Raw genomic sequence first — 12629 nt, forward strand, 5'->3', positions numbered from 1 at the left:
CGCTCAGCGTACGCCGCCGACGCACAGGTACTTGATCTCGATATAGTCGTCGATGCCGTACTTGGAGCCTTCACGGCCGATGCCCGATTCCTTGACGCCACCGAAGGGCGCCACCTCGCTGGAGATGATGCCTTCGTTCAAGCCGACGATACCGAACTCGAGGGCTTCGGAAACCCGCCACGCCCGAGCCAGGTCGCGGGTATAGAAGTAGCTCGCCAGGCCGAAAGGGGTGTCGTTGGCCAGTCGCACGGCCTCCTCTTCATCATGGAAGCGGATCAGCGGTGCCACCGGGCCAAAGGTTTCCTCGCTCATCAGCAAGGCCGCGCGGGATACGTCGGTGAGAATCGCCGGCCACAGGAAGTTGCCGCCACGGGGATGCGGCTCACCTCCCGTCAGCAGGCGGGCGCCTCCCGCCACGGCATCCTCGATATGCTCATTGACCTTGGCCACGGCCCGCTCGTCGATCAATGGTCCCAGTGTCGTACCCTCCTCGAAGCCGTCACCCACCGCCAGCGCCTCGACGGCGATCTTGAGCTTGTCGGCGAAGCGCTCATAGACAGCGTCCTGCACGAAGACCCGGTTGGCGCACACGCAGGTCTGGCCGGTGTTGCGAAATTTCGATGCCATCACCCCAGCCACGGCGGCATCCAGATCGGCATCGTCGAAGACGATGAAGGGCGCGTTGCCACCCAGTTCCATGGACACCTTCTTGACGGTGTCGGCGCAGCGACGCAGCAGTTGCTTGCCAACTTCGGTGGAGCCGGTGAAGGAGAGCTTGCGCACCACCGGATTGTCGGCAAGTTCGTTACCCACCTCCGACGCCTGGCCGGTGACGATATTGAGCACGCCCTTGGGCACGCCGGCACTCTCGGCCAGTTCGGCCAACGCCAATGCCGAGAACGGCGTGGCGCTGGCCGGCTTGATGACGATGCTGCAACCCGCCGCCAGGGCGGCACCCGCCTTGCGGGTAATCATGGCGTTGGGAAAATTCCAGGGTGTGATCGCCGCCACTACACCCACCGGCTGCTTGAGCACCATGATGCGCTGACCCGCGGTAGTGCTGGGGATGATGTCCCCGTAGACTCGCTTGGCCTCTTCGGCGAACCACTCGATGAAGGCGGAACCGTAGGCGATCTCGCCACGTGCCTCGGCCAGCGGTTTGCCCTGTTCCAGGGTCAGCAGGCGAGCCAGCGCTTCCTGGTGTTGCATGCACAGCTCATGCCAGCGCCGCAACACGGTGGCGCGAGCCTTGGCGGTCAACGCCGCCCAGCCGGCACCGGCCACCTCGGCGGCGCGAATGGCGCCGCGGACCTCCTCGGCGGAGAGGCTTGGCACCCTACCGATGGCCTCCCCCGTCGAAGGATTGTGTACCGCCAGGGTCCGGCCATCGGCGGCCTCGACCCAGGCACCGTCGATATAGCATTGCTGACGCAGCAAGGATGTGGCTAGGCTCATCTCATTTCCTGTCATGGTGGTAAAAGAAACGAAGGCGTAAAAGAACCGGGATCGGCTGACGTCAATAACCGCGCCGGCGGTCAACGACGCCGACCATCTCACGTCCCGCTCGGTGCCGTGCGATGTTGTCCAGCACCATGGCCACCGCACTCTCCGGCTGGGTCATGCTGGCCACATGGGGCGTCAACAGGATGCGCGGGTGGTGCCACAAGGGATGGTCGGCGGGTGGCGGCTCGGGATCGCAGACGTCCAGCACGGCCGCCGACAGCTGGCCTCGGTCCAGTGCCTGCAGCAAATCCGCGTCGATTAGGTGGGCGCCGCGCCCGACGTTGACCAGGCAAGCGCCGCGCGGCAGGCGCTCGAACAGCGTGGCATCGAGGATGCCCCGGGTGCGTTCGGTGAGCGGCAGCAGACAGACCAGAATCTCGCTGCCGGCGAGGAAGTCTCCCAGGGCGCTCTCGCCGGCATAACACGTCACGCCAGCGAGTTGGCGAGGCGTACGGCTCCAGCCCCGGCAGGGAAATCCCAGGCCGCTCAAGCGCTCCGCGACTGCCGCTCCCAGTTGGCCCAGGCCGAGAATGCCCACCGAGCGGTACGCAGCGGGTCTTACCCGTCGAGGTTTCCATATCCCCATGCGCTGCTGACCGAGGTAATCGATCAGGTCACGATGCAGCGCCAGCACCGCCATGGCGACGTACTCCTGCATGGTGGCGACGATGCCCGGCTCCTGCATGCGCACCAGCGGCACGTGAGAGGGAATCGCCGCGAGATCGAACTGGTCGATGCCCGCGCCAAGCGAAAAGACGATCTCCAGATTGGCAAAGCGTTCAAGGGCATCCACCGGCTCCCAGGTACCCAGGTAACGCACCTCGGCGGGATCGCGCACCTCCGGCCAGAGCCGGAACGGCAACTCGGGGGCGTGTTGGGCAAACAGGCGCTGCCACTCCTGGCCACGCTCGGGATCAGCGTTGTAGACGAAGCACATCGTCGATTCTCCGATTAGCCCAGTGCCTGGCTGGCAAGGGCGAAGCGTATGGCGGAACCTTCAGCGCCGGATTCGCCGCCGAGCGTCATCCGACGCACACGGTCGACCTCCCGTAGCCCGCGCTCTCCGAGCCAGCCGGCCAACTCCGGGTCCGGGGTATCCACTCTCACGAAGCCTCCCTTCAGGCGCTCGAGCCAACTCTCGACCAGCCGCTTGGCGACAGGCAACGTGGTGGCGACGACCGGGCCGATGACGTGGCCATGCCCGAACTCGCGGCATATGGAGAATCCCGCCAGGCTGCCGTCCTCCTCCACGACCAGGGCCTCGCCATGCTCCAGCAGGGCATACAGCAGATGGTGCCGAGGGCTACCGACAGCCTGCGCATCGAGCGCCACCAGCGCCCCGACGTCACACGCCCGTGCGGCACGTACCACATACCGCTCCTCAACCGGCGCGCCAGTCACGACGTACCCCTGGCACTGGCACACGCAGGCGATATCCACGAAGCCCAGCGACCGGTACAGGCCGGTACCCTCGGCGGTGGCGTGCAGTTCGACACGCGATGCATCGATCCCGGCCAGCGCCGCTTCCATCAGCCTCCGGCCCAAGCCGCGACGTTGGTACATGGGCGATACGACCACCATCCCCAAGGTCGCCAACCCAGGATCGAACGACCAATGCATGGCGGTGGCGACGAGCCGCTCGTTCTCGACCAGGGCCAGCCCCTCACCAAGGGAGGTCAGCAACTGCCAATCGCGCCCGCGATGGGGCCAACCCGCCGCAGTGGAGAGGCCCACGGCCTGGTCGAGATGTCTCGCTTCCAGCGGCAATAGCCGTATGCTCATTCAAGGATCTCTCCATCGACGCGGCGGCCAGACGACCGCAATGATTGTTGTCCCGTTCAAGCCGGGGTCTGCTTGCGCGCCAGCACCATCATCATGACCAGTGCAAAGGACCCCGCCGTCAGCAGCGTACTGATAGCCGCGATGGTGGGGTCGATCTCGTCGCGCAACGCAGTGAACATGCGCACCGTCAGGGGCTGGTTCCGCCCACCCGAGATGAACAGCGCCACCATGGTTTCGTCCAACGCCTGAATGAAGGCGAAGATGGCACCGGTCAGGACGCTGGGCTTGATCTGCGGCAGGGTGACGGTCATGAAGCTGCGGAAGCGGTTCATGCCAAGACTCCTGGCGACCATCTCCTGGGTCTTGTCGAAGCCGTGCAGGCCCGCCGTCACCGCCGTCACCACATAGGGCAAGGCCAGCATCACATCGGCCATGATCAAGCCCGGGATGGTATGCAGCATCCCCGACAGGGCATAGATGAAGAACACGCCCGCCGCAACGATGATGACCGGCACGATCAGCGGCAGCAGCAGCACGATCTTCAGGTAGCGCATGATCCAGTGCGACGACGCATTGATGGCATAGGCCGCCGCCACGCCTATCGGTGTGGCGATCAAGGCCGTGGCACATGCCACGATCAGGCTGGTCCTGGCCGCCGACATCCAGCCTGCATGGCCGAAGAAGGCCTCGTACCAGCGCAGCGAATAGCTGGACGGCGGGAACGACAGGAAGCGGCTGTCCGAGAACGACATCGGCACCACGATCAGCACCGGCAGGATCAGGAACAGCAGCACCAGTACCACATAGCCGATGAAGAGGATTCGCCCCAGGGATAGCTTATGGTTCATTTCGCACCGAGTATCTTCTCAAGTGAGATCAAGCGCCCGACCACGTAGAAGATGGCCAGTACGCATACCAGCAGCACGACGCTGACTGCGCTAGCCGCCCCCCAGTCGCTGTAGAGCTGGATATTGCGGCTGACCAGCATCGACGCCATGACCGTACGTCCACCCCCCATGAGTTCCGGGGTGATGTAGAAGCCCAGGCACAGCACGAAGACCAGGGTCATGCCGGCGAGCACGCCGCTCATCGACAAGGGCAGGAACACGCGCAGGAAGACATGCAGCGGACTGCCGCCCAGGCTGGCCCCGGCCTGCATCAGGTCGTAGGGAATCTTCTGCATGGTGGCGTACAGCGGCAGCACCATGAACGGCAGCAGAATGTGCACGGTGGCGATGATCGTGCCCAGCTCGTTGTGCACCAGCGGCAGCGGGGCGTCGGTGATCCCGCTGGCCATCAGCGTCTGGTTGACCACCCCAGAGCGCTGCAACAGGATCAGCCAGGCATAGGCCCTGACCAGCACGCTGGTCCAGAACGGCAGGATGACCAGCGCCAGCACCAGCATTGCCCAGCGTTGTGGCAGTATCGAAGCGGCATAGGCAACCGGATAGCCCATCAGCAGTGCCAGCAGGGTGACGATAAAGCTGATACGAAACGTCAGGGCGAAGGTGTTCCAGTAGATCCCTTCGCTGAAAATCCGGCGGTAATGCTCCAGGCTGAAGCCTCCCTCGGCATACAGGGACTGCCAGAACAGCCATCCCATGGGCACCACCAGCAGCGTGAAGACCACCAGGATCGCCGGCAGCATCAACACCAGCATGATCGTTTGTTCTCGGCGCTGATATCGCTGGGAGGGATCGACGCCGATATGACCAAACGCGCCCTCATGAGCAGCAGTCGTTTTCAACGCGCGTCTCCTTTGAACTGATCCACAATAGCTGGATGGGGAGTTGCCATGTCCTGGTGCCGTGCAACATTCGAGCACGGCACCAGCGCACGTGGGGAAATGCCCGTGCTCCCCTTATTGCTGCATGAAACCCAACCACCGCCGCTCCGCCTCCTCGCCTTCGGGAGACGTCCACCAATCGTATGAGCTCAGCACCTGCAGGGCAGCGTTCTCCGGAGAGCTGGGAAGCTCCTGGGCACGCTCGTCGGATATCTTGCCGGTGTCGAAGGCAGCCGGATTGCCGGGGCCGTAATCGATGTGCAATGGCAAATTGGCCTGGTACTCGGGATCGATGGCCGCATTGAGGAACTCGATCGCGGTGTCCAGGTTGGGCGCACCCTTGATGATGCACAGGTGGGTGTTTTGAAGGATGCCCTCATTGTAGGTGAAGTCGGCACTCGCCCCCTCTTCGATGATGGCACTGACCCGACCGTTCCACATCATCACCATGTCCACTTCACCATCGTAAAGCAGCTGGGCGGACTGTCCGCCCGATGTCCACCAGGTGGTGATGTGCGGCTTGATCTCCTCGAGCTTGCCGAAGGCTCGATCCACATCCAGCGGATAAAGCTCATCGAGAGGCACGCCATCGGCCATCAGTGCGGCTTCCAGCGTCCCAAGCGGGTGATTGCGCAGCGAACGATTGCCTGGGAAGTCCTCGACATTCCAGAAGTCCGCCCAGCTCTGCGGTGGATTGCCGTCGAAAGCGTCTGGGTTGTAGGCCAACACGCTGGAGTAGAACTCATAAGCGACGGAGTAGGGCGTCTTGTACTCGTCAGGCATCGACTCCGCGTTGGGAATCCGACTGAAATCCAGGGGCTCGATCAAACCCTGCTCCCCACCCCTGACACAGTGAAAAGGTGGGGTATCCACCACGTCCCATACCGCCTGCCCGGTAGTGCCTTGAGTGCGGATCATCGGCCAGGCATCCGGCGCGCTGTCCTGGTGGATGGTAATGCCCAGCGCCTCGGCAACGGGGTCGAGTATCGCCACCGTCTGCGCTTCCTGGTAGGCCCCCCCTTGGGACACGAAAGTGATCTGCCCCGCCGCCAGACTCTGAGAGGACACCAGAACGGCGCCAAGCAAGAGGGATGAACCCAACGTGACGTTCATGCAACGATTGTGCTTCATCTTGTTATCTCCTTATTATCGCTATCGTCGTTACGGAAACACTGCACAAATGCCTACGCGAGGGAATCACCGCGTTGCGCGGTACTGGTGCGCCAGCCCGGTCGGAATCCTCACATATACCGCATATGCTCCGGTTCCTGCGTTCCGTGCGCCTTGCGCTTCACCTCGCTCGTCGATTTGTTCAGCATTTCCTTACTACCGCTATCATGTGGTGCAGTCGGTAGCGGTCAGCGCCCGAGTGCATCGAGGAACTGGTACCACCCTGCGACCATGCGCACCCCTACTTCGCGCAAGGGATAGCAGGGCACGGCCTTGAGGCGGTTGGCATCGAGCAGCGCCACCTCGGGAGCGTCACCCATGGCGAAATCGGCCGCCAGGCGCCCGAGCAGCGTGGACATCGCCACTCCGGCCCCGTTGTAGCCGACCGCGTAGCACAAGCGGTCGTCGAGTCTGCCGACATGGGGCAACCCATCCATCGTCATCGCCACGTGCCCCGACCAGCGGTAGGCAATACCGACATCGGCAAGCTCTGGAAACAACGACACCATGGCCTTGCGCAACGCACCGAACGCCACCTCGGAGTCACGTTTGCCGAACGCCCCCCGCCCGCCGAACACCAGCCGCCCGTCGACCTTGCGGAACCAGCGCATCATCCGGCGCGTCTCGCCATAGCTCCTCTCATGGATCAACAAGCGCTCCCGAAGCACCACGGGCAGTGGATCGGTAGCGATGATCGAACTGCGAAACGGCACCAGGCGCGACTTGATGGGTGCACTCACGGTGGTGAGATCCGAATAGGCGTTGGTGGTGACGATCACCTGCCGCGCCGCAATTTCCCCACGTGGTGTGATGACACGCACTCCGTCTCCCTCACGGCGGATGCCGGTCGCCGGGCTGCCCTCGAAGACGATATCGCCGTGCCGCCGGACGAGACCGCCGGCCAAACCCCTCACATAATCGAGCGGATGCAGGGAGCCGACACCGCTCGCCAGGACGCCACCGGTGAAGGCACGCGAGCCGGTTTCCTCGGCCACCTCGTCAGCGGACAAGCACCGCAACGAGCCGTCTCCCAGCTCACGCCGCATCCATTCCGCCTCATCGACTATCGTGCTCAGCGCCCGTTCGGTGTGCGCGCAGCGCAGGTTGCCGCAACGCGTGAAGCGGGCGTTTGTCAGCGCGTAGTCGTCGATGAGCGCTGCCACCTCGTCCACCGCCCGATGGCAAAGCCGGTGCATGGTGCGAGCCACCGGCATGCCATGGGCCTCGGCGATGGCGGGAAACGACAATCGGAACTTGGCCGATACCACGCCGCCATTGCGACCGCTGGCCCCCCAGCCGATGGGGTTGGCATCCACCACGATCGGCGCCATACCTTTTTCCACCAGGCGATGAGCCGCCGCCAGTCCCGTATAGCCTCCCCCGATGATGGCGACATCGGCCCGGGCATCGCCGGCAAGACGCGGAAAGCTCGCCTCCACACCTGTCGTGTCGCGCCATAGGGAAGGAACCTCGGCTCCTGGCAGCGGCTCACTCATGTCACACGCCCTCCACGGCGTCGGCCAGGGCCTTGAGCGTCGGGTAGTGGAAATCCGGCGTGGTCATCTGCTCGGGCTCCGGCGTGCCACCGAAGCCCGACAAGCCCTGACGGCGCTCGATCCAACAGGTCGTGTAACCGAGCGTCTTGGCGATGCCGATATCGTGATACTGGCTCTGGGCGACGTGCAGGATGTCCGAGAACTTGTAGCCATTGGCTGCCTGGCGCCCACGGTTGTAGGCGAAGAACAGCGGGTCGGGCTTGGCCACCCCGGTCTCGTCGCACGTCACGCTGTCGTCGAATGGATCATCGAGGGTATGCGAATAACTGGAGAACGCCACACGGTCGGCATTGGTCATGGCCACCAGCCGATAATGCTTGCGCAAGCGCTTGAGCGCCGCCACCGAATCCTCGAAAGCCGGCCAGCGGAATACCGCCATCTGGAAGGCCTCGGCCGACGCCGTATCGCCGGGCAGCCCCAACTCTCCGGCCAGGGAGCGATAGACATCCGCCATGGCACCGCTCGAGCGCCCCGGATAGCGCTCCCGCCCGCGCTTGTATGCCTCGAAGATGGTGTTGTCGCCAAGCGCATCGGTGGCATCGCCACCGATGCGACGCACCGCCTCCAGCAACCCTTTCTCAAAATCGATCAGCGTGCCCACGACGTCGAACGTCAGAACTTTGAAATTGGAAAGTTCCATGATCGTGAATGACTCCTGTTACTTGTGCTGTTGTGTCAGGCGACGTTCGCCGCCGTGTGTCGACATCCGGCGCGAGGCACGACGATGGTGTCCTCCGGATGCAGGGCCACTGTCAGGCTTGCGCCGATCGGTGGGATCTGGTGGTAAGCGGTGTGATGGCTGGGCTGGCGCAGCGTGATCGGCGTGCCATCCTCCAGCTCGAGAAAGAGCCTGAGACTGTCGCCCTGGTAGACGACTTCGCGAATGCGGCACGCCAGCCGGTTGACATCCGGGGCGTGTCGGCCATCGTCGATCAGCAGCTTTTCGGTCTGGATGGCCAGCAGCAATTCCGAGTGCTCGCCAGCATGCCCGGGTATCGTCTTGGCCGAGCGTATGGCGACCTTGCCGAGCCTGACATTGTGATCGTCGATCCGGGTCACCGGCAGCAGAGTCGAGTCGCCGATGAAGCTGGCCACGAAGGAGTCCCTGGGATCGTTGTGCAGCGTCTGCGGCGCACCGATCTGCACCAGCTTGCCATCCTTGAGGATCGCCACCCGGTCGCTCATGGTCAGCGCCTCGCGCTGGTCGTGGGTCACGTAGACGATGGTCGCGCCGAGCTTGCGATGCAATTGCCGCAATTCTATCTGCATCGTTTCGCGCAGTTGCTTGTCCAGCGCCGACAGCGGCTCGTCCATGAGAATCAGCCGCGGTTCGAAGACCATGGCCCGGGCCAGGGCCACCCGCTGGCGCTGACCGCCCGAGAGTTGGGAGATGCCGCGTTGCTGATAGCCGTCCAGCTCGACCATGGCCAACGCCTGACGTACCCGCTCAGGCCAGGTGGACTTGGGAAGACGCCGGGCACGCAGGGGAAAGGCCACGTTTTCACCGACGCTCATGTGTGGAAACAGCGCATAGCTCTGGAACACGATGCCGATGTTGCGCTTGTGGGGTGGCATGAAGGTCATGTCCTGATCGCCGACCCACACCGATCCCGCCGACGGCATCACGAAGCCCCCCAAGGCCCCGAGGAGCGTCGTCTTGCCCGAGCCGGATGGTCCCAACAGCGAGACAAACTCTCCTGGCTCAATATTTAAGGTTATATCGTCGAGGGCTACCGTATCGCCATAGCGTTTACTGACCGAACGAATGGAGACACCGACACTATCCTCCTTGCTATCTCGCTCACTCATGAAAAATCTCATCTTATTATTGTGAATGATGACTGGATGAGAATGAGTACAGCAGAAGGACGGATAGCCGGCAATTGCGAAATTCTTGGACCTGGCATAACGTGAAGTCATGCCTACATTGCGACGACAACTACCGAGCGCCAACGCACTCTTCGTTTTCGAGTCTGCTGCCCGCTGCGGCAACTTCACCAAGGCGGCGGCCGAGCTGGGCGTCACTCAGCCCGCGGTCAGCCGCATGCTGTCGCTGCTGGAGGAGTCTCTGGAGGTCAAGCTGTTCGTACGCACGCCCAGCGGCACCATGCTGACGGAGAGTGGGGACATCCTGTATCGGGGAGTGACCGACGGCTTTCGCGACATCGAGGCGGCGATCCAGGAGATTCGTGCTCGCAGCACCGGCCTGGAGACCGTCACGCTATCCGTCTCGACGGCGTTCACCACCCACTGGCTGATGCCGCGCATGCACAAGCTGCAGGCGCAATTCCCCTCTCTCGATCTGCGTTTCCAGTTGATTTCGGGCTACGTCAGTGGTTCGGTGGACGATGTCGACCTGGGCATACGCTTCGTGAGCGGAGAGGACATCCATCATCAGGCGGCCCTGATACTCCCGGAAATCCTGCTCCCCGTGTGCAGCCCCGCCTACCGCGAACAGCATCTGCCAGGCCCGACTGGCAACGGCACCACCACACTGATCAGCCTGAGTGACAGCCGCATCGATTGGTTCGAGCACTTCCCTCCGTTTCACCAGGACATGCACGGCGCGGCGCACTCACTGGTCTTCTCGGACTATGCCGTGGTGCTGCAGGCGGCACTGCTGGGACAGGGCGTCGCGGTTGGCTGGTTGAACGTCGTCTCCCACTGGCTCGACATCGGCTCCCTGGTCCCCGCCGCTCCCATGGCCATCGCCACCGAACGCCTCTGCCACCTGATTCACTCACGCAAGAAACCGCTGACCACTGCCGCCGCCGAGGTTTGCGACTGGATCATCGAAGAGACCCGTGTCGATCTCCTCGGCGTCGTCGAACGCTATCCCGAGCTGGAACTGGAACGGCTCATGACACCGCGCCTGTAATTCGGCCACCTTGCCCGGCTCACCGACCAGCCCCAGCCCTTGATGAAGTTCTGGAATTCTGGACACACCAAGCATTGGCGCAACGAGCCGTATTCGACGCCATGACAAGCCTACTTGCGAAGGTGTAGCGCGCCCCTACCGAATCCCCGCCCGCAGGAACGACTGCACGAACTGGCGCTGGAACAGCAGAAATGCCACCAGCAGCGGGGCGATGCTGAGCAGGGTGGCGGCACTGACGGTGGCCCAGTTCACGCCGGTTTCGGGTGCCGAGAAGATACCGAGCCCCACCGTCAGCGGACGGCTTTCCACCGAATTGGTGACCACCAGCGGCCACAGGAAGTTGTTCCAGTGGTGGCTGACCGAGACCAGGCCGTAGGCCAGGTAGGTGGGCTTGGCCAGCGGCACGTAGACCTTGAGCAGGATCGCCATCCAGCCGCAGCCCTCGATCCGGGCGGCGTCCTCCAGCTCCCGGGGAATGGTCTTGAAGGTCTGGCGCAGCAGGAAGATGCCGAAGGCGCTGGCCACGTAAGGCAAGCCGATGCCGGTGATGGTGTCGACCAGCCCCAGGCCGCTGGCGATTCGGTAGTTCTCGACGATCAGCACCTCGGGGAAGACGAACAGCTGGATCAGCACCAGCATGAACAGGACGTCCTTGCCGGGAATGGGAAAGCGGGCGAAGGCGAAGCCGGCCAGGGTGCAGACAACGAACTGCGCCAGCACGACCCCGGTGACCAGCAGGAAGGTATTGAGGTAATAGCGGGCGAACGGCGCCTGGGCCCAGGCGTTGGCGAAGTTTTCCAGGGTAAGCGGGGCGAAGAGGTCGAAGCGCACCATGTAGGCCGCCGGGTGGAAGGCCGCCCAGAATGCGTAGAGCAGCGGGAATACCCAGATGATCGCCAGCAGCCAGGCCGCTGTGGTCTCGAGACTCGGCATACGGAGCGCAAGCTTCCTGGCGGCGGAGAGGCTGGCTTGGCTCATGATCTCGCCTCCTGCAGGGATGGTGCGCTCATTGATAGTGCGTCCTGCGGTCGAGGATGGTGAACTTCACCGTGGCAACCACCGCCAGCACCAGCAGAATCACCACGGTGATGGTGGCGGCGTAGGTGCGGTCGAAGAACGAGAAGGCGTTCTCGTAGACGTAGTAGAGCAGCAGGTTGGTGGCGTTGTTGGGCCCGCCCTTGGTGAGGATGAACAGATGATCGACCACCCGCACGGCGTTGATCAGCGCATTGATCAGCACGAACAGGGTCGTGGGCATCAACAACGGGAAGGTCACCCGCCAGAAGAAGCTCCAGCGGCTGGAGCCTTCAAGGTCCGAGGCCTCCTTGAGCTCCGGCGGGATGCTCTGCAATGCCGCCAGATAGAAGATCATGAAGAAACCGGCCTCCTTCCATACGGTCATCACGATCACCGAGCCAAGCGCCACGCCGGGGTCGCCCAGCCAGTTGACCCCGGACATGCCGAATGCTCCGAGTATCTTGTTGAACAGGCCGATCTGCGGCGCGTAGAAGAACATCCAGATATTGGCGGCGGCGATCATGGGCAGGATGGTCGGCGTGAAGTAGGCCATGCGCACGAAGCCGCGCCCCGGCAGGCGGGCGTTGACGAACAGGGCCATGCCCAGCGCCAGGGCGATGGACGTGGGAATCGTGCCGAGCGCATAGATCAGGTTGTTGCGGGCCACCCGCCAGAAGGTTCGGTCCTCTATCAGCAACCGGTAGTTCTCGAGCCCGACGAACTCTGCGGGCTCGCCGCGAAAGCCGGGCAGGAACAGGCTGTTGACCAGCGTGGCGACGGTCGGCAGGTAGGCGAAGGTCGCCAGCAGTAGCGCCGCCGGCAGCAACAATAACGCGCCGTAGATCTGCATGCGTCGATCGGCGTTTTGTATCACTCGGATTGGCCTCCTGCGCCATGGCAGCACCGGGGGCAAGGCCTGCGAGGAGGCGCTGTGAAT

The 12629-nt window shown here is 63.3% G+C and carries 12 protein-coding genes; 1 reads left to right on the plus strand and 11 read right to left on the minus strand.

All coding sequences use genetic code 11. The features are described 5' to 3' along the window. Positions 1 to 3 precede the first annotated feature (3 nt). The 9 genes from C1H69_RS18600 to C1H69_RS18640 form a co-directional block, all read right to left on the minus strand. The gene (locus C1H69_RS18600; RefSeq protein WP_102654861.1) at positions 4 to 1455 is read right to left on the minus strand and encodes an NAD-dependent succinate-semialdehyde dehydrogenase; all 1452 of its coding nucleotides are present in this window, start codon (positions 1453 to 1455) and stop codon (positions 4 to 6) included. A 61-nt stretch (positions 1456 to 1516) separates the two neighbouring features. Further along, a complete protein-coding gene (locus C1H69_RS18605) occupies positions 1517 to 2440 on the minus strand; it encodes a 2-hydroxyacid dehydrogenase (protein WP_102654862.1) in 924 nt (307 codons plus the stop codon). 14 nt (positions 2441 to 2454) lie between these two features. After that, positions 2455 to 3285, minus strand: a complete 831-nt coding sequence (locus C1H69_RS18610) for a GNAT family N-acetyltransferase (protein WP_102654863.1) — start codon at positions 3283 to 3285, stop codon at positions 2455 to 2457. A 56-nt stretch (positions 3286 to 3341) separates the two neighbouring features. Then, complete coding sequence (locus C1H69_RS18615) at positions 3342 to 4133, minus strand: ABC transporter permease (protein ID WP_102654864.1); 792 nt, start codon at positions 4131 to 4133, stop codon at positions 3342 to 3344. After that, positions 4130 to 5032 (minus strand): ABC transporter permease, encoded by a 903-nt coding sequence (locus tag C1H69_RS18620; RefSeq protein WP_240610001.1) that lies wholly within the window; start codon positions 5030 to 5032, stop codon positions 4130 to 4132. The genes C1H69_RS18615 and C1H69_RS18620 overlap by 4 nt, the downstream gene beginning before the upstream one ends. 114 nt (positions 5033 to 5146) lie before the next feature. Next, a complete protein-coding gene (locus tag C1H69_RS18625; RefSeq protein WP_240610002.1) occupies positions 5147 to 6202 on the minus strand; it encodes an ABC transporter substrate-binding protein in 1056 nt (351 codons plus the stop codon). A gap of 227 nt (positions 6203 to 6429) precedes the next feature. Further along, the gene (locus C1H69_RS18630) at positions 6430 to 7737 is read right to left on the minus strand and encodes an NAD(P)/FAD-dependent oxidoreductase (RefSeq protein WP_102654865.1); all 1308 of its coding nucleotides are present in this window, start codon (positions 7735 to 7737) and stop codon (positions 6430 to 6432) included. Position 7738: 1 nt separating this feature from the next. Beyond that, positions 7739 to 8437: an HAD-IA family hydrolase gene (locus C1H69_RS18635; RefSeq protein ID WP_102654866.1), complete on the minus strand. Its 699-nt coding sequence runs from the start codon at positions 8435 to 8437 to the stop codon at positions 7739 to 7741. 35 nt (positions 8438 to 8472) lie between these two features. Continuing rightward, positions 8473 to 9606 carry an ABC transporter ATP-binding protein gene (locus tag C1H69_RS18640; protein ID WP_102654867.1) on the minus strand — a complete coding sequence of 378 codons (1134 nt, stop codon included), beginning with the start codon at positions 9604 to 9606 and terminating at the stop codon, positions 8473 to 8475. Positions 9607 to 9715: 109 nt separating this feature from the next. Here C1H69_RS18640 and C1H69_RS18645 point away from each other — a divergent pair, with 109 nt between their 5' ends. Then, the gene (locus C1H69_RS18645; protein WP_102654868.1) at positions 9716 to 10675 is read left to right on the plus strand and encodes a LysR family transcriptional regulator; all 960 of its coding nucleotides are present in this window, start codon (positions 9716 to 9718) and stop codon (positions 10673 to 10675) included. 135 nt (positions 10676 to 10810) lie between these two features. Here the strand turns inward: C1H69_RS18645 and C1H69_RS18650 are convergent, their stop codons facing one another. Next, on the minus strand, positions 10811 to 11653 hold the full coding sequence (locus C1H69_RS18650) for a carbohydrate ABC transporter permease (RefSeq protein ID WP_102654869.1): 843 nt from the start codon (positions 11651 to 11653) through the stop codon (positions 10811 to 10813). 28 nt (positions 11654 to 11681) lie between these two features. Continuing rightward, the gene (locus C1H69_RS18655) at positions 11682 to 12542 is read right to left on the minus strand and encodes a carbohydrate ABC transporter permease (protein WP_102654870.1); all 861 of its coding nucleotides are present in this window, start codon (positions 12540 to 12542) and stop codon (positions 11682 to 11684) included. Positions 12543 to 12629: the final 87 nt, after the last annotated feature.

The organism is Billgrantia endophytica (genome assembly GCF_002879615.1).
GTDB lineage: Bacteria > Pseudomonadota > Gammaproteobacteria > Pseudomonadales > Halomonadaceae > Halomonas > Halomonas endophytica.